The 20,582-nt window shown below is 69.8% G+C and carries 19 protein-coding genes; 6 read left to right on the top strand and 13 right to left on the bottom strand.

From position 1 onward, the window contains the following. Positions 1–527 precede the first annotated feature (527 nt). The gene (locus tag ACIRR8_RS03430) at positions 528–1,874 is read left to right on the top strand and encodes an AMP-binding protein (RefSeq protein WP_404058406.1); all 1,347 of its coding nucleotides are present in this window, start codon (positions 528–530) and stop codon (positions 1,872–1,874) included. Between the two features lie 106 nt (positions 1,875–1,980). On the opposite strand, the gene ACIRR8_RS03425 is transcribed toward ACIRR8_RS03430, so the two are convergent. The 11 genes from ACIRR8_RS03425 to ACIRR8_RS03375 form a co-directional block, all read right to left on the bottom strand. Then, on the bottom strand, positions 1,981–2,964 hold the full coding sequence (locus ACIRR8_RS03425) for a carbohydrate kinase family protein (RefSeq protein ID WP_404058404.1): 984 nt from the start codon (positions 2,962–2,964) through the stop codon (positions 1,981–1,983). Positions 2,965–3,020: 56 nt separating this feature from the next. Then, on the bottom strand, positions 3,021–4,229 hold the full coding sequence (gene metK / locus ACIRR8_RS03420) for a methionine adenosyltransferase (protein ID WP_404058402.1): 1,209 nt from the start codon (positions 4,227–4,229) through the stop codon (positions 3,021–3,023). An 87-nt stretch (positions 4,230–4,316) separates the two neighbouring features. After that, positions 4,317–5,108: an S-methyl-5'-thioadenosine phosphorylase gene (locus ACIRR8_RS03415; protein WP_404058400.1), complete on the bottom strand. Its 792-nt coding sequence runs from the start codon at positions 5,106–5,108 to the stop codon at positions 4,317–4,319. Between the two features lie 55 nt (positions 5,109–5,163). Continuing rightward, the gene (locus tag ACIRR8_RS03410) at positions 5,164–6,336 is read right to left on the bottom strand and encodes an aminotransferase class I/II-fold pyridoxal phosphate-dependent enzyme (protein ID WP_404058398.1); all 1,173 of its coding nucleotides are present in this window, start codon (positions 6,334–6,336) and stop codon (positions 5,164–5,166) included. After that, positions 6,333–7,043 (bottom strand): acireductone synthase, encoded by a 711-nt coding sequence (gene mtnC / locus ACIRR8_RS03405; protein WP_404058396.1) that lies wholly within the window; start codon positions 7,041–7,043, stop codon positions 6,333–6,335. Before mtnC ends, ACIRR8_RS03410 begins: the two co-directional genes overlap by 4 nt. Next, positions 7,040–7,618 (bottom strand): 1,2-dihydroxy-3-keto-5-methylthiopentene dioxygenase, encoded by a 579-nt coding sequence (locus ACIRR8_RS03400; RefSeq protein ID WP_404058394.1) that lies wholly within the window; start codon positions 7,616–7,618, stop codon positions 7,040–7,042. Before ACIRR8_RS03400 ends, mtnC begins: the two co-directional genes overlap by 4 nt. Then, the gene (mtnB, locus tag ACIRR8_RS03395; protein ID WP_404058392.1) at positions 7,615–8,286 is read right to left on the bottom strand and encodes a methylthioribulose 1-phosphate dehydratase; all 672 of its coding nucleotides are present in this window, start codon (positions 8,284–8,286) and stop codon (positions 7,615–7,617) included. Before mtnB ends, ACIRR8_RS03400 begins: the two co-directional genes overlap by 4 nt. Next, positions 8,283–9,845 carry an S-methyl-5-thioribose-1-phosphate isomerase gene (gene mtnA, locus ACIRR8_RS03390; protein ID WP_404058390.1) on the bottom strand — a complete coding sequence of 521 codons (1,563 nt, stop codon included), beginning with the start codon at positions 9,843–9,845 and terminating at the stop codon, positions 8,283–8,285. Before mtnA ends, mtnB begins: the two co-directional genes overlap by 4 nt. A 62-nt stretch (positions 9,846–9,907) precedes the next feature. Next, complete coding sequence (locus tag ACIRR8_RS03385; RefSeq protein WP_404058388.1) at positions 9,908–10,894, bottom strand: hypothetical protein; 987 nt, start codon at positions 10,892–10,894, stop codon at positions 9,908–9,910. Between the two features lie 143 nt (positions 10,895–11,037). Next, positions 11,038–12,003 (bottom strand): hypothetical protein, encoded by a 966-nt coding sequence (locus ACIRR8_RS03380; protein WP_404058386.1) that lies wholly within the window; start codon positions 12,001–12,003, stop codon positions 11,038–11,040. A gap of 281 nt (positions 12,004–12,284) precedes the next feature. Then, positions 12,285–13,262, bottom strand: coding sequence for a DMT family transporter (locus ACIRR8_RS03375; RefSeq protein WP_404058384.1), 978 nt, complete (start codon positions 13,260–13,262; stop codon positions 12,285–12,287). A 73-nt stretch (positions 13,263–13,335) separates the two neighbouring features. Between ACIRR8_RS03375 and ACIRR8_RS03370 the strand changes: the two genes are divergently transcribed. The 4 genes from ACIRR8_RS03370 to ACIRR8_RS03355 all read left to right on the top strand — a co-directional run bounded on the left by ACIRR8_RS03370 (position 13,336) and on the right by ACIRR8_RS03355 (position 17,436). Beyond that, a complete protein-coding gene (locus tag ACIRR8_RS03370) occupies positions 13,336–13,953 on the top strand; it encodes a TetR/AcrR family transcriptional regulator (RefSeq protein ID WP_404058382.1) in 618 nt (205 codons plus the stop codon). Between the two features lie 150 nt (positions 13,954–14,103). After that, positions 14,104–15,225 (top strand): peptidase, encoded by a 1,122-nt coding sequence (locus ACIRR8_RS03365; protein WP_404058380.1) that lies wholly within the window; start codon positions 14,104–14,106, stop codon positions 15,223–15,225. Between the two features lie 64 nt (positions 15,226–15,289). Further along, positions 15,290–16,069: a GntR family transcriptional regulator gene (locus ACIRR8_RS03360; protein WP_404058378.1), complete on the top strand. Its 780-nt coding sequence runs from the start codon at positions 15,290–15,292 to the stop codon at positions 16,067–16,069. Between the two features lie 638 nt (positions 16,070–16,707). Further along, positions 16,708–17,436 (top strand): HAD family hydrolase, encoded by a 729-nt coding sequence (locus tag ACIRR8_RS03355; RefSeq protein ID WP_404058376.1) that lies wholly within the window; start codon positions 16,708–16,710, stop codon positions 17,434–17,436. Between the two features lie 18 nt (positions 17,437–17,454). On the opposite strand, the gene ACIRR8_RS03350 is transcribed toward ACIRR8_RS03355, so the two are convergent. Together ACIRR8_RS03350 and ACIRR8_RS03345 are read right to left on the bottom strand one after the other, a co-directional pair. Next, positions 17,455–18,132, bottom strand: coding sequence for a DAK2 domain-containing protein (locus ACIRR8_RS03350; protein WP_404058374.1), 678 nt, complete (start codon positions 18,130–18,132; stop codon positions 17,455–17,457). Positions 18,133–18,175: 43 nt separating this feature from the next. Then, positions 18,176–19,168: a dihydroxyacetone kinase subunit DhaK gene (locus ACIRR8_RS03345; RefSeq protein WP_404058372.1), complete on the bottom strand. Its 993-nt coding sequence runs from the start codon at positions 19,166–19,168 to the stop codon at positions 18,176–18,178. Between the two features lie 285 nt (positions 19,169–19,453). Here ACIRR8_RS03345 and ACIRR8_RS03340 point away from each other — a divergent pair, with 285 nt between their 5' ends. Then, positions 19,454–20,578, top strand: coding sequence for a TIGR03364 family FAD-dependent oxidoreductase (locus ACIRR8_RS03340; RefSeq protein WP_404058370.1), 1,125 nt, complete (start codon positions 19,454–19,456; stop codon positions 20,576–20,578). The last annotated feature ends 4 nt before the right edge of the window (positions 20,579–20,582 follow it).

The following is a 20,582-nucleotide window of genomic DNA, read 5'->3' as shown; positions in this document are numbered from 1 at the left end:
TTCGGGGCGGAGGCGCTGGAACGGACCGCGCTCCGTGGCGAATCGCGTGGCCTGCGTTGATTCCGTGCGCGATATCCCTGAGCAGGAGCCATGTGCGGCGCATGAACGTCTTCACGAGGAATGCCTCCAGGCGACTTCGGCCATCACGGTGGAGCGTGATAACGGGCCATGATTGGAGTATACCCACCTGTATGGTTACCTGTCGCGGGTCCAGTCGCCAGAAGAAGTGCGCCGGAAATATGCGGTGGAATCTGCGGTCACCCCAGCGTGGGAGCGTGGGAGCGGGCGGTGAATATCAGCCACTTCGGGGTGCCAACTCGCACTGACTGTTCGCGTGCCGTGACGAGCCTGGCTCGAAGTGCGCGGCTAATGGCTGCTCGGCCGCATCGGCTTATGGTGCATATGCCAAAGATCCCACGCGGGCTCGGCCGAGACATGGCCAGGGAAGGTGTTCGCGATGTGTGGTGCCTCTAGGTTCGATGCCAGTGAGCAGTGCAGTATCACCTCTGCGACGGCTGGGAGACACGTTGAGCAAGGTCGGCTCGACATTCGAGATTGTCCGGCAGGGCATATTCAAGGGACTCGGCTCAGGGGACGCGGCGTCCGGTCACGACTTCTTCTGGCCGGAGACGGAGGATTTCGACTGGGCCCGTGACTGGTTCGACGAGGTCGCCCGAGGGAACCACGACCCGGCGCTGATGTGGCACGACCGCCATGGCGGGCTCATGACCCTCTCGTACGACACTCTGCGCGAGCACTCCGATCGCGTCGCCGGCTGGCTTGTGCGGCATGGAGTGGGGAGTGGGACGCGCGTCGTGGTCGCGCTCGACGAGAGTGCCGCACTGTGGGAGATCCATGTGGCGGCACTGAGGCTGGGAGCGGTGATCGTGCCGGTGCTCCCCGGGGTGCGCGGCGGCGACCTGCTGGAGGTCATGGCCTTCTCCGGTTCCACCGTGGTGATCGCCCAACCGCGGACTGCCCAGGAGATGCGGCCCTCCTCGGTCTGGACGGGGGTGACGGTCGGCGGCCGGGTAGCGGGTTGGGCCGTGTACGAGAACGCCCACCAACACCCCCTGCGTCCTCAGGCCCGTGCCATGTCCCGTCCGGGAGATCCCTTCCTGTTCGAGTGCGAGGGTGTGGGCACGAGCAGTGGGAGGCTGCGCGGCTGGCTGCACTCCCGGTACGCCTGTTGCGTGGGCCGTCTGTCCGACCTCTGGTTCACCGGACTGCGCCCCGGGGACCGATTCGTCAGTGCGGCACGGGCGGGTTCGATGGAGCACCTGTGCTTCAGCGTGCTCGGTCCGTTGACCGCAGGATCCACCACGGTGCTGATCGGCGGGGAGCGGGAGACGTCGGTCGTGGACGTCGTGGAGCGGGCGCGCGCTGTGGGCGCCCGGCGGGCCTACGTTCCTGCCACGCTGCTCGACGGGGCGTCGGGTGGCCGGCCGTCCCCGGACCTGGAGCTGATCAGCTCGGCTGCCGCGGCGCCCGCCGGTACGGCCGGGCAGAGGGCCTCAGGGAGTGCCGCGATCCTGTCCCGAGTGCACCCGGACATCCGCTGGGGGCTCCGGCACGGGCAGACCACGACGGCGCTGATGACGTCGCCCGGCGAACACCGGCCCGACGGAGAGATCCGTGCGACCGCCCTTCCCGGCCACAGCCTGCGCATCGTCGCGCCGGTCACCGGGGCCCCGGCCGAGGCGGGGACGGTATGGCTGGACCTGATCCGGTGGCCCGAGTTCGGAGTGCCAGGTCCCGCCCGGTTCGGGAAGGCGCAACGGAGGCCCGGGACCGACACCGTGCCCACCGGGCTGTACGGGCGCCGCACGCCGGATGGAGGCGTTCTGCTCCGGGGCGCGCGCCCGACCGTATGAGCGTTCCGACCGGGGCCGGGACGAGCCGGCCTCTCGTACGCGGCCTGCGTCCGTCGGCCGGGGCGCGGCACGGCCGCTCTCGGGGTGGACGCCGACCCCGGCCGACTCAGCGCGTCGGCCCCCCGCTGAGCAGCCGGGCGCTCTCCGCGTCCGGTCCGTAGGCCCGGTCCGTCCTTTCCCGGAGCTGGGCCGGGCTCATGGTGTACTCCTGCGGACCCACCGCCTCCAAGGCGGCAGTGGCCATGGCACAGCCGAGGCGGCCCGCCACTTCCTCCGGCTGCCGCCACGCCAGCCCGGCCAGGAAGCCCGCCCGGAACGCGTCGCCGACTCCGGTGGGCTCCAGCGCCGTATCGGTGGCCACGGCCCGGACCACCCTGGGGGCCGAACCCCGGGTGGAGAGCGTCACACCCCGCTTGCCCCGGGTGGTCAGCCACATGCCGACACGGCGGAGGACGTCGTCTTCGGTCCAGCCGGTGCGCTCCAGGAGCAGCTGCGCCTCGTACTCGTTGGTGAAGAGGTAGCGGGCACCGTCCACCAGACAGCGGGCCTGGGCCCGGCCCAGTCGTGCCAGTTGCTGCGAGGGATCTGCCGCGAACGGCAGGCCCATGGACCGGCACGCGGTGGTGTGCCGGATCATGGCATCCGGGTCGTCGGGTCCGATGACGGCCAACTGGACGCCGCCGGCCCGGCGTACGCAGGTGGTCAGGTCGATCATCGAGGCCTCCGCCATCGCCCCGGGATAGAAGGTGGCGATCTGGTTGTGGTCCTCGTCGGTCGTGCAGATGAATCGTGCCGTCCGACGCGTGGTGCTGACCCGGACCTGGCCGGTATCCACTCCGTTCGAGTCGAGCCATGCCCGGTAGTCGTCGAAGTCGGTGCCCGCCGATGCCACCAGGAGCGGGTGGAGCTTCAGCAGCCCCAGTCCGTAGGAGATGTTTGCGGCGACACCGCCGCGCCGCACCTCCAGATCGTCTGCCAGGAAGGACAACGAGACGTGGTCCAGCTCTTTGGCGAGCAACTGCTCGGCGAACCGGCCGGGAAACGTCATGAGGTGGTCGGTGGCGATCGAACCCGTGATGGCGATGCGCACGGTGTCTGCTCCTTCGGATGCGGACCGGTGGTGCCGGCCGGTTCGACGGCTGGGGGTCAGATGCCCGCGGCCGTACGCAGCGCGGCGGTCCGGTCGGTGCGTTCCCAGGTGAAATCGGGCAGTTCACGGCCGAAGTGACCGTAGGCGGCAGTCCGGGCGTAGATCGGGCGGAGCAGGTCCAGGTCCCGGATGATCGCGGCCGGCCGCAGGTCGAAGACGTCCGAGACCGCCCGTTCGATCGTCTGCTGGGAGACCGTGGCCGTTCCGAAGGTCTCGACGAACAGGCTCACCGGAGCGGCCCGGCCGATGGCGTAGGCGACCTGGATCTCACACCGGGCGGCGAGTCCGGCGGCCACCACGTTCTTGGCGACCCAGCGCATCGCGTAGGCCGCCGAGCGGTCGACCTTGGACGGGTCCTTGCCCGAGAAGGCGCCGCCGCCGTGACGGGCCATGCCACCGTACGTGTCGATGATGATCTTGCGACCGGTCAGCCCGGCGTCCCCCATGGGGCCACCGATCTCGAAGCGGCCGGTCGGGTTCACCAGTAGCTCGTGTCCCTCCGTGTCCAGCTTGATGCCGTCCTCGGCCAGTTGCCGCAGCTCCGCCTCCACGACGTGCTCCCTGATATCGGGGGCGAGCAGCGTCCCGAGATCCACGTCGCCCGCGTGCTGGGAGGAGACGACCACCGTGCCCAGACGGGCGGGGCGGCTTCCCCGGTACTCGATGCTCACCTGCGTCTTGCCGTCGGGGCGCAGATAAGGAACCGTCCCGTCCTTGCGTACGCGGGCGAGGCGCCGGGACAGCCGGTGCGCCAAGGCGATGGGCAGCGGCATCAACTCGGGTGTCTCGTCGGTGGCGTAGCCGAACATCAGGCCCTGGTCGCCGGCCCCCTGCCGGTCGAGGTCGTCCTCCTTGCCCTTGACCCGCCGTTCGTAGGCGGTGTCGACACCCTGGGCGATGTCGGGGGACTGGGCGCCTATGGAGACGGAGATCCCGCAGGTCGCGCCGTCGAACCCCTTCACGGACGCGTCGTACCCGATCTCCAGGATCTTCTCGCGCACCAGACGGGCGATGGGTACGTGGGCCGTGGTCGTCACCTCGCCGGCCAGATGGACCTGGCCGGTGGTGATCAGGGTCTCCACGGCGACGCGGGCGGAAGGGTCCTGGGCGAGCAGGGCGTCGAGCACGGTGTCACTGATCTGATCGGCGATCTTGTCGGGATGGCCTTCGGTCACCGACTCGGAGGTGAAGAGACGAGGGGACATGAGTGCGTCAGCTCCTTGGCGAGAGGTCGGAAGGGCGTCGTCGTGCGCGCGGACCCTGTCCGGCGGGGGTGTTGTCGGCCCGGCCCGTCATAGCGCTTCGGGGCGCAGCGCGCGGCACGCGCAGGAGGGGCGGTCCGGCAGATCCCGGACCGTCGCGATGAGGACATCGCGCAGCCGTGCGGTGCTCTTGGCGAATGCGGCCATGACCTCGTCCTGGGTGACACCGGTGCCCTCCGCCACTCCGGCGTCCAGATCGGTGACCACGCACAACGGGACGTAGCACAGGCCAAGTTCGCGGGCCAGCACCACCTCGGGATGGGCAGTCATCCCCACGATGGACCAGCCCTGGGCAGCGAACCAGCGGGACTCGGCGCGGGTGGAGAACCTCGGCCCCTGGATGACGACCTGGGTGCCCCCGTCCACCGCGCTCCAGCCGGCCCCGTCCGCCGCCCGCAGCGCCACGGCGCGCCCCTGCGAGCAGTACGGGTCGGCGAACGACGCGTGGGCCACGTCGGGGCCGTCGAAGTAGGTCTGCGGCCGGCCACCGGTCCGGTCGACCAGCTGATCGGGTACGACCAGACTGCCCGGCGGGATCGTGTTCGTCAGGCTGCCGACGGCGCCCGTTCCCACGATCCGGGTGGCGCCCAGTTCGCTCAGCGCCCACAGGTTGGCCCGGTAGTTCACCCGGTGCGGTGGCAACTGGTGGTTCCTGCCGTGGCGGGGAAGGAAGGCGACCGTGCGTCGTCCCAGGGTGCCCACGGTGATCGGATCGCTGATCGGGCCGAACGGGGTGTCCGGCCGTACTTCCCGGGCGTCGTCGAGCAGGGAATAGAAGCCGGAACCGCCGATGACGGCGACGGCTGGGGCAGGGGTGGTCATGGTGCCTCCGAGCGGGATCAGGGGTGGGCGGGCGCACCGGCACCGGATGCCGGGATCAGACGCGGGATGTCAGCCGCTTCGCCACTTCGGCGAGCGTGCCGGGCGTCTTGCAGAACGAGAAGCGCACGAGGTCGCCGTAGCGTCCGGAGCCGTCGGTGAACGCTCCGGTCGGGATGGCGACGACGCCGCTGCTGTACGGCAGGGCACGGCAGTACGCCGCGGCGTCCGGGCCGCCCGCCGTCACGGCGGCCTGGAGGAAGTAGCCCCCCTGGGCGGGTACCACCTCCAGGCCGGCCACGCCCAGAGCCCGTGCCAGGGTGTCCCGGTTGCCCGAGAGTGTGTGGCGCAGGGCGGTGACCCATGGTTCGTGACTCTCCAGAGCCAGTGCCACGGCGTCCTGCAGCGGAGCCGCAGTGGCGTAGGTCAGGTACTGCTTGACGGACCGGACGGCAGCGATGAGGTCCGCCGGGCCGCAGGCCCACCCCACCTTCCAGCCGGTGAGGCTGAACGTCTTGCCGGCCGAGGAGACGGTGAGGGTGCGTTCGGCCATTCCCGGCAGCGAGGCGAGCGGACGATGGACCAGACCGTCGTAGACCAGGTACTCGTACACCTCGTCCACGACGGCGACGAGGTCGAGATCCACACACACGTCGGCGATGTCGGCGAGCTCCTGGTGAGTGAAGACCTTGCCGGTCGGATTGTGCGGGGTGTTGAGGAGCAGTACGCGTGTCGCCGGGGTCACGGCAGCCCGCAGGTCCGCGGGATCGTAGGAGAAGCCGTCCGGGCTCGGCCGCAGCGGCACCCGCCGGCAGACCGCGCCCGCCAGTGCGGCGGCGGCCGGGTAGGAGTCGTAGGAGGGGTCGAAGAACACGATCTCCTCCCCGGGCCCGCACAGGGCGAGCACGGCGGCGGTGATCGCTTCGGTCGCGCCGCTGGTGACGACGACTTCCGTATCGGGGTCATAGGGGGTGCCGTACCGCTTCTCGCGCTGGGCGGCCGCAGCTCTGCGTAGACGCGGGGTCCCACCGAGCGGCGGGTACTGGTTGGAGCCGCCCAGGACCGCTTGCCGGGCGGCTTCCAGGATCGCGGGCGGTCCGTCGGTCTCGGGAAACCCCTGCCCGAGATTGACGGAGCCGGTACGCACGGCCAGCTCGGTCATCTCGGCGAACACCGACGGACCGAGTCCGGCCGCTCGGCCCGCCGTGCGCGTACCGGCCGGGAGGGTCATCCCGTCCCTCCGCGTGCAACGGAGAGGAGGTCGCCGTGGATCCGCCGCGCGCCCGGTGCCTCCGGTGCTGTCCCGCCCGCCCGCCGCACGAGCGCCGTACGCCAGCCGGCCGTGGCCGCCGCCTCGAGCTCCGCCGGGCTGTCGGACGCGAACAGGATCCCGGTGGCGGGTACGGAGAGCATCTCCGTGATTGTCCGGTACGACTTCACGGCTGTCTTCGGACCGGCGTTGACCGTGTCGAAGTGGTGCCCGAGCCGACCGCGGAGGTCGCCGTAGGGGGTGTGGGCGAACCACTGCTTCTGGGCCAGCACGGAACCGGAGGAGTAGACGTGCACCGGTACTCCACGGCCGTTCCAGAGGTCCAGCGCATCGACGGTGTCCGAGTAGACGTGCCCGGTCAGCTCGCCCCTCGCATACCCTTCGGCCCAGATCAGGCCCTGGAGGGTCTTCAGCGGCGCCTCCTTGCGGTCCTCGTCGGACCACTGCTCCAGCAGCCGAACCGCCGTCCGTATGTCCAGGGAGCCGGAGCCCGCGGCCCTCGCGACTTCGTCCAGGAGGGCGTGCACCCGTGTCTCGGAGAGGTGGGCCTCCAGCCATCCGGCCAGCCGCTGCCGGGCGTAGGGGAACAGCACCTCGTGCACATGCCTCGCGGAACTGGTGGTGCCCTCGATGTCCAGGACGACGGTCTGTTCCGTACGGGCGGTCATACGGGCGCCATCAGCTCGTCGAGGCCGGGGAAACGCGCGGCGATGCTGTCCGGCAGGAACCTGCCGATCCACCCGTCCTCCTCCTGGAAGAAGCGGATCGCGGTGAAGTGGGGCCGACTGCCCATGTCGAACCAGTGGACCGTGCCCCTCGGCACGGAGAGCAGATCGCCGGCCGTGCAGACCGTCGCGTAGACCCGCCCTTCGACGTGGAGGTAGAAGCAGCCGGATCCGGCTGCGAAGAACCGGACCTCGTCCTCGTCGTGAAAGTGCTCCTCCAGGAACTTCTCCCGAGCCGCGCGGGCCCGTTCCGGCCACGCGGGGTCGGCGGGGTCGGGCACCATCCGGACGATGTCGACCAGTCGGTAGCCGCCCTCGGCGATCACCCGGTCGACGGGACGCCGGTACGCCTCCATGACGGCATGGTCATCGGCGTCGGCGGGCAGGCGGGCATCGGTATGCCACCGTTCGATCCGTACCCCCACACCTGCCAGTTCCGCACTGATGACGTCGATGTCCTCCGTGCGGAGAACGACGGTCTCCGGCGCGCTCTCGGGCATGATCTGAAGCAGTGTCATCGGTTCGCCCCCAGGGCGGTCGGGTTGGAGCGGTCAGCGGTCAGGAGGGCCAGACGGCTCAGTTCCTCGACACATTCCAGCCGGTCGCGGGCCTGGTCGAGGGTGGCTCCCCAAACGGTCACGCCGTGCCGCTCGACGAGGAGGGCCGGGGCGAGGTTCGAGGGCATCGGATCGAGATGCGCCGCCGCGTCGGCGGCGATGCGTTGCACATCGGTCCAGTTGGCCAGGACGGGAAGCTCGACGCGCAGCGGGTCGGCGACGCCGAGCCCCTTCGCCAGCTCCAGTTCCTCGAAGACAACCCGGCCGCCACCCTCGCCGGTTCCGGCGAGGGTGGCGAGAGCAGTGGCGTACGGGGTGTGCGCGTGGATCACGGCGGAGGCGTCCGACAGGCCGCGGTAGACGGCCAGATGGATCGACGTCTCCGCGGAGGGCCATTCACTCTCCCCGGTCAGCGGCGATCCGCCGTCGGGGTCGACCAGGACGGTGTCGTGCTCGCACAGGGTCCGCTTGCTCCGGCCACTGGCGGTGATCAGTACGGCCTCGCCGCTGCGAACCGAGAGGTTCCCCGATGTGCCCGGCATCCAGCCCTGCTCGTACAGCGAGCGGGCGGTGGCGGCAAGATCGGCACGGAAGGTCTCCGTCTCCTCGGAGATGAACAGGGGTTTCACGGTCGTTCTCCCTCAGGTGTGGAGCCGGGGGGCGGGAGCGTGCGCACCAGCGCGTCGACGGGAACCGGAGCCAGCCGTGCCGCCCCGCCCAATTCGGAGATCTCGCTGAGAACGGCGCACCGGGTGACGGTCCCTCCGCAGCCGTGGACCAGTGTCGCGGCGGCCTCGAGGGTCCCGCCCGTCGCCAGCACGTCGTCGACGAGAAGGACCCGGTCCCCCGGTTTCAGCGCGTTCTCCGGTATCTCCAGCGTGTCGGTGGAGTACTCGCTCCGGTAGGAGACGGCTCGCGGCTTTCCCGGGGTCTTGCCGGGCTTACGGGCCAGTACGAGCGGGAGACCGGTGTACGAGGAGACCGCGGCGGCCAGGACGAACCCCCGCGCCTCCACCCCGACCACGACGTCGTGGTCGCCGCGGCTCCGGCGGGCCATCTCCCGCGCCGCCGATCCGAGCAGCCCGGGACTGCGGTAGATCCCTGCCAGGTCCTGGAAGAGGACACCGGGGGAGGGGAAGTCCTTCTCCACGGCGATTTCCGCGGCCAGTCGCGTCGCCAGTGGTGCGGGTACCGGCTCCGACGCGGTCCGCACACCGCTTTCGGTGACGACCGCGCTGATCAGGTCGTGCGGGGTCACGTCGAACGCCGGGTTGTAGACACGTGTGTCCGGTGGCGCCGTCCGTTGGCCGCCGAGGGTGGTGACCTCTTCGGCGGCACGCTGTTCGATGGCGATGCCGTCGCCGGCCGGGATCGACTCGTCCACGCTGGACAGCGGTGCCACCACGATGAACGGAACGCCGTGCCGATCGGCCGCGAGGGCCAGCGGGTACGTGCCGATCTTGTTGGCTACGTCGCCGTTGGCGGTCACCCGGTCCGCGCCGACCAGTACGCCGTCGATCAGCCCTTCGCGCAGAGCGGAGACCCCGGCCGTGTCGGTGCACAGACGCACGGGGATGCCTTCGCGCTGCAACTCCCACACGGTGAGCCGGGCGCCCTGCAGAAGCGGACGGGTCTCGGTGGCCAGCACTTCCTCGACCAGCCCGCGGGCGTGCAGGTCCCGGATGGTTCCGAGCGCGGTGCCCCATGCTCCGGTCGCCAGACTGCCGGTGTTGCAGTGGGTGAGGATCCGTAACGGCCGGCGTCCGGTGAGGGCCAGCAGGTGGTCGGCGGCGTGGTGTGCGGCCGCGCGATTGATCTGCTCGTCCTCCTCCAGCAGGGCCAGGGCCTCGGCGAGTACGGCCGCCGCCCCCCGGTCGAGTGCGGACAGGGCGCGTGCGACGCCGCGGGACAGGTTCACCGCAGTGGGCCGGGCGCGGGCGATCCGGTCGGCGTCGGCTCGTACCGCCGCGGTGTTCAGGCCCTGCGCGGTGGTGTGGTGCAGCGCGGAGAGCGCCACTCCGAAGGCGCCGGCGATTCCGAGCGCGGGTGCGCCTCGGACGGCCAGCACGCTGATGGCTTCCAGCAGTTCGTCGACGGTACGGATATGGAGGTGGTGGTGGGACGCGGGCAGAGCGCGCTGGTCGGTCAGCCGCAGATGGTCGTCGTCCCAGTCGAGTGATCGCGACACGTGGGTGCTCCCGGTGGAGGGCCGGCGCCCGCTCTGCGGGCGCCGGCCGAAAACGGTGTTCGTCAGAGCTTCTGGGTCAGCTGGAAGACCACGGAGCCGTCCGCCGTCGTGCGCTGAGCGAGCACCTTCAACCGGCCGGAGCCCTCCCGCAGATGCCGGTACTCATCCAGGGCGAACTTCAGGCAGTAGTTGGTGACGAAGATGCTGTCCTCGTCCGCCTTGGAGCCGCGGATGCGCTCCGCGGTCACCGCGGCCATGGTCGGCGCACCGTCCGTGCCGAGGGAGAGGGGCACGAGATAGACCCCGTACTCGGAGTCGACGTTCGGCCGGCTGCGGTCCAGCGCGAGCTTGGAGAACCGGCGCATCAGGTCGTTCTGGTAGAAGTTGAAGATCGGGTGCCAGCCGCTCTCGGAAAGAATCTGCATCTCGGACAGGAACAGATCTCCGGGCTCCAGGATGCGGTCCAGCATCTCGTCGATGGCCGCCGGGTGCTCGTTGCCCTCCTCGAAGCCGAGCATGGTCACCAGATTGCGTACGCCGGGCACGCGGTAGTCGCGGTCGCCGAGCTCCTCGAAGAGCGTCTGCTGGTAGGAGAAGCGGTCGGCGGGCAGCACGGAGGCTAGCTCGGTGCGCATCGTCTCGCGGGAGGCGGGGTTGATGTCGACGCCGTTGTACTGCTTGATGTCCAGGCCGCGGTCCTGGAGCCCCCGCAGTATGTACTTGGTCTTGACCGGTTCAGGCCCGAGCTCCGTGTATTGGAGCGGGGCGCCGCCCAGCTCGTCGACGATGTCTCCCAGCACGTGGTCCAGGGCGGTCGTCAGGGACCGGGTCCGCAGCGCCGTATTGCCGATCTCCTGGTCGGAGAGTCCTCGCTCGTTGAGCGCCCACATGAGGCGGAAGACTTCCTCAAGCGCCGGATCCGACTTCTCCGGAGCGTTCTTGTCATGGTACTTGTCGACGTTCTGCGGAATGGAGATGTTCTGGGCCGGCACCCGGAGGTAGGTAGCCAGTCCGCCACGTATGTGGTCGACCAGGTTCGCGCTCTGCATAAGGGGACTATCGATGACTTGCTGAGCCATGGGGATTTCCTCCGAGATGTCGAATGTGACTCTTTTCGGGCAGGGGAAACCGCCCCCCGAAAAGGCGTTTGATGATCCCTGGTGCACGAGTGGTGAGGTGAGGAGAGGGAAATCTACTGGAGATCTTCCCAGGAAATCATGGGGCTTCCTGCTCGCAGGCTGAAGTCCATGGCGGGATTCCGAGTGGGCCACTTGAGGCGCAACCAGTTCGGAATCGTTGCGGGGATCCCGTCGTCACCCGCCAGATGCCAGAAAGTATTGGAGTCCTGGCGTGAGAAGTACGGGCAGAAGAGCGAGAGGACGAAGGTGACCCGGCGGCCGGCCGTCACGGGCGTGACGGCGTGGAAGAGGTGGCTTCCGTGGATGAACAGCGTCGCCCCGAGCGCGTCGCAGTCCGCCTCCACGATCCGCGGGTCGTCCCCGCCGATGCCCTCGAACTCGTCGGTCCGCCCCTTGAAGTAGGTGAACCGGCCGCCCTCGTACTCGCCGCCCTCGTTGAGCTGGATGGTGAAGACGTAGTCCATGCCGTCGCGGTGCCACTTGGCTATCTCGCGGTCCCCCGTCTCGCGGCCCTCGAAGTAGTTGATCTGGACGGTGGGGGTGCGCAGCGGGTGCGGGATCAGCGGTACACCGACCATCCGTGAGCAGGCGAGCAGGAAGGCCCGGTCCCGGATCATGTTGTTGATGAACGGCGACATCAGGTCGGCGCTGCGTACCCGGCGGGTGACGATGAACTCGCTGCCGGCCGCGTAGGCCTCCAGCTTGTCGCACACGTCCTTGAGGCGGAAAACCCCTTCCGGCGTGAGGAGCTGTGTCGGACCCGCCACCGCCGTGTCGTCGATGACTCCGTACCCTCGGTTCAGCTCTTCGGCGCGGTAGCCAAATTCCTGAAGCTTGATGACCGGGTGGCTTATCTCCTGCCGTACGAATGCGCTTTCCCAACGAGGTTCCGACGAGATTTTTCCGTCGTACCGTGGTTTACGTGCGCGAATTGCGTGTGCCAGCTGGTCGAATCCGGTTGCCGTCCGGGGGAGCTCCATGGTCCCCTTCTTGGTCGCACCTGAGAAGCTATCCGTCATGCGCACATCTCCTTCGACAGGGGTGGCGAGCGGCTAGGTATACTGACCGGTGTGGCTACAAGGTATGAATGTGATCGAGCCGGTGTCAAGGGATTTCCTGGTTTCCTTGTGCGTGACTCGCTCAGGGTGTCTTCACGCCGCTCGGCCACTGGAATGTGAACGTGCTCCGGCCTGGTATCGGTCAGGTCTTTCCGCATTCCGGACGTTCGAGGTGGGAGTGCGTTCCGGGCCGGAGGTGCGCGGCGGAGTGGGTGAGGTGTCGCGCTGTGCGGCCGCCGCCGTCACGGCTCCTGTACGGGGTGCCGGGCGGTGTCCGGCCGTGCCGGAGCCTCCTTCAGGGGCGGGGGTTCCGCACCTGCCGGTCCCGTGGAAGTCGTTGCCTGCCGGCTGTGGACGACCGCGACCCCGGCCAGGCAGATCGCGATGCCGATGCCGCTCAGCAGGCTGATCGCGTCGCCGAACATGAAGAAGCCCCAGATCAGCGTCGCCGGTGCGGTCAGGTAGATCAGCGAACTCACGTAGGTGACCCCGCGTCGCTGGAGAATGATCCAGTACAGCCCGTATCCGCCCAGGGTGGAGAGGCCGATGAGCCAGGCGATGGCGAGCCATGCCTGGGGGTCGGTGGGTGCGGCGGCTTGTCCGGTGCTGAAGCCGACCAGGGTGAAGAAGACCGCACTCGCGCCGCACTGGACTGCCAGCGCGTCCATCAGTGGGGCCTGCGGCTCCACCTTGCGTTCGATGACCGTGGCCACGGTCAAGGCGACCATCCCGATGAACGGGATGAGGTACGCCCAGGCCGGCACGGTCTCGCGCAGGCCCAGATCGCCGCTGATGACCACGGTGACGCCGATGAGGCCGACGCCCAACCCCCACCACTGTCGTGTGGAGGTCCGCTCGCTCAGTAGCAGCCCGGCGAGGGCGCTTGCGCAGATGGGCTGCAGGGCGTCGATCAGGGAGACGATGCCGCTGGTCACTCCCAGTTGGACCGCGCCGAACATGCTGTAGAGGTAGATGCTCTGCGAGAACAGGCCGAGCAGTGCCTGTACGGCCACCTCGCGCGGCGACATGCGGTGCTTCCTGATCGCGAACTGGAGGACCAGCAGAATCGCGGCCACGGTGATGAAGCGCCACATCAGGATCGTCACCGCGCTGGAGACGGCTGTTCCGAGGCCCGCGCCGATGAAGCCGGAGCTCCACATGATGACGAACAGGAAGGCGATGACCGGCCCACCCCGCAGGGCCGTGCGGATTCCGTTCACGCGCCGCTCCCTAGAAGTAAACATACCGGTATAGCACCTGACGTAACCATACCGCTGGGTGTACCGTCAAGGTGTGACAGAACGCAGAGTGACCATCGGCCGGGGCGGCAAGGGGCGTGGTGTGCAGCACCTGACTCCGGCCGGTGTGAAGATCCTGGAGACGGCCTCGCGGCTCTTCTACGAGCAGGGGATCCGTGCTGTCGGCGTCGAGCTGATCGCCGAAGAGGCGGGCGTGACCAAGAAGACCCTGTACGACCGGTTCGGTTCCAAGGAGGACCTGATCCTGGCCTACCTGCGTGCGCGGGACGGCTTGTGGCGGTCCACGCTCGTCAAGCACGTCAACGACTCCGGTGGCTCCGCCGCCGACAAGCTCCTCTCCACCTTCGATGCCCTGCGGGACTGGATGAGTGAGCGGAACCCGCGGGGCTGTGCCTTCGTCAACGCCTACGTGGAGCTCCCCGAGGATCATCCGGGGCAGCAGATCGCCCGGGATCAGAAGGCGTGGCTCCTCTCCTACCTGGAGGACCTGGCCGCGGAGGTCGGTGTGGCGGATCCCGAGAGTCTTGCCGGGCGGCTGCTGATCCTGCACGAGGGTGCCTGCATCGCCAACTCGATGCGGTCCGTGAGCCGGGCCGCCGAGCGGGCCAAGGAAATGGCGGAGCTGCTGGTGGAGCAGGCGGCGCGCGGCTGAGATGTGCGGCGGAGTGAGTCCACCGGTCGGGTGATCGTATGAATGAGTGTCGGCATGTCGACACTCTGGGTCCGCGCGCGCGTGCTTGCGTCGGAGGACACCACCGGTGGCCGCCGCCCCGGTCGTCCGCGAGCAGCGAAGGGCCCCGCCATGTCCCCCACCTCCCGCGCGCGGCTGCGTGACGCCCGGGCGCTCGCCGCCCTCGGGCTGGCCGCCGGGATCGCGGTGCCCGCCGCGCTCCTGGGCGGTCCGCAGGCCGCAGCCCTCCCTGCGGCGACCGCCTCCGCCTCCTTAACGGCCGACGAGCAGCCCGCCTGCGGTGATCCGGGTGCCAAGGAGTTCCCGATCGAGACCCGGATCCAGGACGCCCCGAAGACGTACGCCTCCGGTGGCGGCCACCGCACCTGGTTCCTCGACCTCACCAACACCACCGAAACCGCCTGCCACGCCCTGCACCCGGTGCTCGTGGTCAACGACGAGGACCGCGAGCTGACCGCCGACCAGATCCGGCTCACGTTCTCCGAGGCCGGCCGCCCCGGCGCCGAACACCGCGTGACCTGGGAGACCACCGACCGCCACGAGCAGATCGGCGTCTTCGGCGGCGCCCCCGGATCCACCGCCGGCGACGACTTCCCCGGGTTCACCGTCCCCGCCGGCGCCACCGTCAGCGTTCGGGTCCGGATGGCCTTCACCTCCGCCGCCGGCCCCGGCCGGGTCACCGCCCACGCCGCCGTCGTCCAGCGCCACCACCAGGACAAGGCCAAGGGCGGCGGCCGCGAGGACGGGGACTGGGTGGGGGAGTCGGGGGCGTACCGGTTCGTGATCGTCGACGGGGTCACCGGCGAGTACCCGCGACCGGAGGCCACGGAGGAGGACCGCGGCGGCCGTACGGAGGTGCCCGCCGAGCCCCGCCCCCGTACGGACACGACCTCGGCCGCGCCCACGCCTTCCGCCGCGCCCGTACCCACTTACACCGGCCCCGGCAAGGAGCCCGCACCGGACCCCAGCTCCCCTCCCCGTACGGAACCCGGCGCGGAGCCTCGTACGGAACCCGGCACGGAACCCCGTACGGAATCGTCGGCGCCTCCCCGGGGCGGCGACGCGGAGCGGCCCCCGCGCCCGCCCCACTACACGGACGGCCGCCCGCTCCCCGAACTCGCCCGCACCGGGCCCGAGCTGCTGCCGTGGGCCGGAGCGGTCGCCGCCGCGCTCGTCCTCTGCGGCGGCGCGCTCATGGCGAAGGGCCGCCGGATGCGCCGGCGCCTGGACTGAACACCACCCCGGTCCGACCACCACCCCCGCCAGGCCGTTCACCTCCGTCTGCCACCATCGGGCGGTGGACTACCCGAACGACCAGGCACCTGGCGCACCGATCCGCTCCGGCATCCCGGAGCACGGCCGCATCCCCAAGTACTACGCGGTCAAGGCCCGGATCTCGCTGCTCATCGACGAGTTGGGCGAGGGCGGGCTCCTGCCCACCGAGCGGGATCTCGCACTGCGCCACGAGGTATCGCGCGAGACCGTACGGCAGGCGCTGCGCGAACTGCTGCTGGAAGGGCGGCTGCGGCGGCAGGGGCGCGGGACCGTGGTCGCCGGGCCCAAGCTGGAGCAGCCGCTCTCGCTCGCCAGCTACACCGAAGGCGTCCGCCGCCAGGGCCGGCGCCCCGGCCGCCACCTCATCGGCCTGGAACGCTTCCCCTGCCCCGACGCGCTGGCCGCCGAGATCGCGGTGGCGCCGGGTGAACCGGTCTGGCACCTGGAGCGCGTGCTGCTCGCCGACGACGAGCGGGTCGGGCTGGAGAGCACGTATGTCCGCGTCGCCCGACTCCCGCGCCTGGACGTCGAGTTCGACCCCGACTCCTCCTTCTACGCCTACCTCCGCGACCGGCTCGGCATCGACTTCGGGGACGCCGACGAACGCATCGAGACCGTCCTCGCCACCCCCCGCGAGGCCTTGCTCATCGGGACCCCGCCCGCTCTGCCGATGCTGCTCCTCCACCGCCTCTCCCGGGACACGGAGGGCCGGCCGCTGGAGCGGGTGCGCACGCTGTTCCGAGGAGACCGGTTCTCCTTCACCACGCACCTGGGAAAGCCCGCTCGACGTGAAGAGCCCTAGCCGAGCACGTCTCCGCCGGACGGTCTTTTCATACATTCGACGCCGCACGCCCAAGAGTTCGTCGAGCAGTTGACTGCCCGGTCGCACCCTTCTCAAGGGTGTGCCTTTTTTGCGCCTGCGTGGAGCCCCGGCGCGCGCCGGGGCAATAATGTGCGCTCCGCGTACGCTGGTAAAAGAAGAGGTGGGTAGGGTAAATCCCCTTACTTTCTTTCGAGCGTGCACACCTTAGAGTGCATCAAGAGGTGTAAATCGTCTGTTTCCGGCCACCTGGCTGAATGGGCGAATGCGTCCATCGAGGCAATTCGATCGGGTTGCGTTTCCTCAACGCGGCCTCCGGTGAATGCAGTTGGTCGGTGAAATCATCACGTTGCCGATCGCTCCCCCGCTTTCCCCTAGCGGATTTATCGCGTGAATGTCGAGGGGCCAAGCCGGTGATTGCGTGGCTTGCGCGAAAGTGAATAGCTTCTCGGTGACGCCACTTCTGCGTGACGGCCTATGAGCCGGTTTATGTTCCGCGCCCGACTGCAGGTCGCAGAGGGCAGTGTGAGGAGCTTCGCAAACGCATGCGAAGTGGCGCCCCCCACGGTCCGCGGTCCCGCGTCATGCCGGATCGCATTTCCCTCAGGAGTGGTCCACCCATGACCATCACAGAGCAGCCCTTTCACGGCTGGTCCCCCGAAGCCGTCGTCTTCGACTGCGACGGCACTCTCATGGACACCGAACAGCATTGGCAGGATGCCCGAGGCCAGGCCTTCCGGGACTTCGGTCTGCGGCCGGCGCCGGGGTTCGCCGAACGCGCCAAGGGAGTCCACTACCTCGACTGCGGCCGCATGATGGCCGAGGAGGCCGACAAGCCCGACCTGGCACCGGAGCTCACCGAGTCGCTGCTCGCCCACTTCATGGAGCGCGTCGCCGATGACCCGGTGACCATGCCCGGAGCGGCCGAGTTCGTCCGGAACCTGTCCGGCCGCCTTCCCCTGGCGGTCGCGAGCAACTGCCCCCTCGCGGTGGTGGAGAGGAGTCTGGAGCAGGCCGGCCTGCTGTCGCACTTCGGTCACATCGTCGTCCCCGGCGACCCGGAAACGACCGGTGCGGCCACCAGGAGCCCGGACGGCGGGGAGCCCATCAGGCCCAAGCCATGGCCGGACGTCTACGCCACCGCCGCACGGCTGTGCGGCGCCCGGAGCGATCGGACGCTGGCCGTGGAGGACTCGTTCACGGGCATCGAGTCGGCCCGCCGGGCGGGGCTACGCGTGGTGGGGGTCGGCAAGCCGCCCGGCGACGGCCGGGAAAGCACGGTCGATCTCTGGGTGTCCACCCTCCACGCCCCCGAGTTGCTGGACCTGGACTGGGTGCGGGCCCGGTAGCGGCGGGGGCGCGCTGACTCAGCCGGTGGCGCGTACGGTGTCCAGGCGTGCGCCGAGGTCAGGAGTCCCGGGCTGGGCGCAGGTCAGCAGGAGGGCGACGCCGACGGCCCCCGGGTCGGGAATGCCCTCCGTGCGTCCACCGAGGTAACTGGAGCGCCCCATACGAGCCCGGAGCCTCGCGGTCGCGGCCACCCCGTCCCACGCGGATTCGGCCGCGATCGCGAGCGCGTCGGCCGCGGGGGTGCTCGGGGTGGTCGAGCGCAGCACGTCGGTGGCGGGGGCCAGGGCGTCGACGAGGGTCTTGTCCCCTGGCCGGGCGTCTCCGACGCGTTGGATCGAGGCGAGGCCGCCGGCGAAACCGTCGGCCAGCGCGGCGGTGGTGAGCCCGCCCTCGGTGATCGCCGCGGCCAACGACTGCAGCAGGAGGCCGAAGAGGGGGCCGCTCGTACCGCCGACCTCGTCGAGAAAGGCCTCAGCCGTGGCCAGAAGCGGTGCGGAGGGATCGGAGCCCGGGTCCGGGAGCCGATCCCAGCGGGCCCGGGCGGCGTCCACCCCGGCGGTGAGGTTGGCTCCGAAGTCTCCGTCGCCGACCTCCTGGTCAAGAGCGGTGAGCAGGGGCTCACCGCGGTGGGCCGCTTCTGCGAAACGCCGCATCCAGCCGAAGGTGAAGTGAGCGCTGCTGGCAGGCTCGGTCATGGGGATCCTCTCGGTGTCGGCTGCGGTGGAACGGGGCCGCTCTTCACCAGCGCAGGGCCGGGGTGTGGACCGGTGCGTCGTACAGGCTGAGGGCCTGAGGGTCGACGGCCATCAGGGTGATGGAGAAACCGCGCATGTCCAGAGAGGTGATGTAGTTGCCGACCAGGCTCCGGACGAGTGGCACCCCGGCATCCCGCAGCTTGTGGGCGAGCTGCCCGTGTGCCGCGTACAGCTCGAGCAGAGTGGTGGCGCCGAGGCCGTTGACCAGCGATATCACCGGAGTGTCGGCGGGCAGCGCACCGAGCAGTTCCGTCGTCATCCGTTCGACCAGGTCGGGCAGCGGCCGGCGAGGCGTGGTCGAACTGGCGCGTTCACCGTGAATGCCCACCCCGTACTCCAGCCGGCCCGCGTCCAGGGTGAAGGCGGGTTCCCCGGTGGCGGGAGACGTGTGCGCGGAGGTGGCGATGGCGAGTGAACGGCAACGCGCCACGAGTCGTTCGCCCAGACTCCGGAGTTCGGCGAGTCCCATGCCGGTGTCCGCCGCGGCGCCGAGGATCTTCTCCACCAGAACGGTGCCACCCGTTCCACGCCGCCCGGCGGCGATCTCCGCCGCGTCGGAGGCGAGGTCGTCGTCGATGAGGACACGGGCGCACGGTATGCCCTGGTGGGCCAGGCGCTCGGCGGCGATGCCGAAATTGATGCGGTCGCCGGTGTAGTTCTTCACCAGATGGAGAACCCCGCCCGGACGGGCGACCGCGAGAGACGCCTCGTACACCTGCCGATTGTGCGGAGAAGCGAACACCCGTCCGGGAACAGCGGCGTCGAGCATGCCCCGCCCGACATACCCGCAGTGCAGAGGCTCGTGACCCGATCCCCCGCCGGAGAGCAGGCCCACGGCGCGCGTCTCGGAGGTGTCGCGCGCAGTGAGGAAGCCGAACCCGGGAGGGGCCGAAACCAGTTCCCCGTGGACATCGGCGAAGGAGCGCAGCGCTTCGGCGGCGAGGTCACCGGTGGCGGTCTCGAAGTACGCGGACATCTCACTCCTCGGATATCCAGGCGCACCAGCGGACCGACGGGCCGCAGGGCGGACACGGTTTCACCAGGTTGCGATGGCAGCAGGTGCCGCGCAAGTCCGAGGGGATACCGCATATGAGTTCGCATGCCGATGTGTCAGCCCCTTCTTCCGCCCGTCGAGACGGCATCGTGCCTGAGAGTTAGATAACGAAAAGGTAACGGGTCTAGTCCAAACTTGGAGGGTCGTTCACCATCCCGTTGTCGACCGGATGTGTCCGGGACACCCGACCCGAGGAGCGTGGCCGCCGTGAGAGTCATCGTCGTAGGAGCCGGCGTGGTGGGAACCATGCACGCCTGGCACGCAGTCAGCCGCGGCCACGAGGTCGTACAGATCGAGCGCGAGAGCGAGGCGCGCGGGGCATCGCTCCGCAATTTCGGACAGATTTGGGTCAGTGGCCGGGCCGGGGGCGAGGAGCTGGAAACCGCTCTGCGGGCACGGGAGTTGTGGGAGGGGATCGGGCGGCGGGTGCCGGGGCTCGGGTTCCGGGCCTGTGGCTCGCTCACTCCGCTGCGGACCGGGGCCGAGGTCGCCGTCGCCGAGGCGGCGCTCGCCAGGCCCGACGCGGCGGCGCGCGGCTACAAGCTGCTCACCGCCGAGGAGGCCCGCGCCCTCAACCCCGCCCTGCGCGGCACCTTCACCGCCGCGCTCTGGTGCGAGCGGGACGCGGCGGTCGAGCCGCGCACCGCCCAACTCGCTCTGAAAGCAGAGCTGCTGGCCTCCGGGCGGTACACCTTTCTCGGTGGTCGTGAGGTCCGCGACGTCGTCGGCACCGCCTCCGTGCGCGACGACCACGGTGACATCCACACCGGGGACGCCGTGATCCTCGCGACCGGTGCCTGGCTCGGCGGGCTGGTGCGCGAACTGGCCGGGCCCGCGCTGCCCGTGCGCCGCGTCCGCCTCCAGATGATGCAGACCGACCCGCTCGGCGAGCCCCTCACCACCTCGGTCGCCGACGCCGACAGTTTCCGCTACTACCCCGCCTACCGCGGCGACGCGCTCGACGCCCTCAACGCCCACCAGCCCCAGGACCCCGTCGCCGCCGAACACCGCATGCAACTCCTCATGGTCCAGCGGAGCGACGGCGGGCTGACGATCGGGGACACCCACGAGTACGAGCACCCCTTCGCCTTCGACACCGTCGAGGAGCCGTACGAACACCTCACCCGGGTCGTCGAGGCCTTCCTCGGCCGGCCGCTGCCGCGCATCAGGCACCGCTGGGCGGGCGTCTACGCCCAGTGCACCGACACCTCACGCGTCGTCCACCGCCAGCAGGTGGCCGACGGGGTCTGGCTGGTGACCGGACCCGGCGGGCGCGGCATGACGTGCTCACCCGCCATCGCCGAAACGACCGCTGACCAACTGGGCTGGTGAACAA

Source organism: Streptomyces sp. NPDC101178 (genome assembly GCF_044767965.1).
Lineage (GTDB): Bacteria > Actinomycetota > Actinomycetes > Streptomycetales > Streptomycetaceae > Streptomyces.
The sequence above is the reverse complement of the archived record's forward strand: the minus strand, read 5'-3'. Positions and strand labels throughout refer to the sequence as shown.

Bases quoted from the DNA above. Each gene is read 5' to 3' on its own strand.
- ACIRR8_RS03410 (WP_404058398.1), bottom strand. From the start codon at position 6,336: ATGACCCTCCCGGCCGGTACGCGCACGGCGGGCCGAGCGGCCGGACTC.
- ACIRR8_RS03350 (WP_404058374.1), bottom strand. From the start codon at position 18,132: ATGACCGAGCCTGCCAGCAGCGCTCACTTCACCTTCGGCTGGATGCGG.
- ACIRR8_RS03345 (WP_404058372.1), bottom strand. From the start codon at position 19,168: ATGTCCGCGTACTTCGAGACCGCCACCGGTGACCTCGCCGCCGAAGCG.
- mtnC (WP_404058396.1), bottom strand. From the start codon at position 7,043: ATGACCGCCCGTACGGAACAGACCGTCGTCCTGGACATCGAGGGCACC.
- ACIRR8_RS03380 (WP_404058386.1), bottom strand. From the start codon at position 12,003: ATGACGGATAGCTTCTCAGGTGCGACCAAGAAGGGGACCATGGAGCTC.
- ACIRR8_RS03365 (WP_404058380.1), top strand. From the start codon at position 14,104: ATGTCCCCCACCTCCCGCGCGCGGCTGCGTGACGCCCGGGCGCTCGCC.
- metK (WP_404058402.1), bottom strand. From the start codon at position 4,229: ATGTCCCCTCGTCTCTTCACCTCCGAGTCGGTGACCGAAGGCCATCCC.
- ACIRR8_RS03415 (WP_404058400.1), bottom strand. From the start codon at position 5,108: ATGACCACCCCTGCCCCAGCCGTCGCCGTCATCGGCGGTTCCGGCTTC.
- ACIRR8_RS03400 (WP_404058394.1), bottom strand. From the start codon at position 7,618: ATGACACTGCTTCAGATCATGCCCGAGAGCGCGCCGGAGACCGTCGTT.
- ACIRR8_RS03385 (WP_404058388.1), bottom strand. From the start codon at position 10,894: ATGCAGAGCGCGAACCTGGTCGACCACATACGTGGCGGACTGGCTACC.
- ACIRR8_RS03355 (WP_404058376.1), top strand. From the start codon at position 16,708: ATGACCATCACAGAGCAGCCCTTTCACGGCTGGTCCCCCGAAGCCGTC.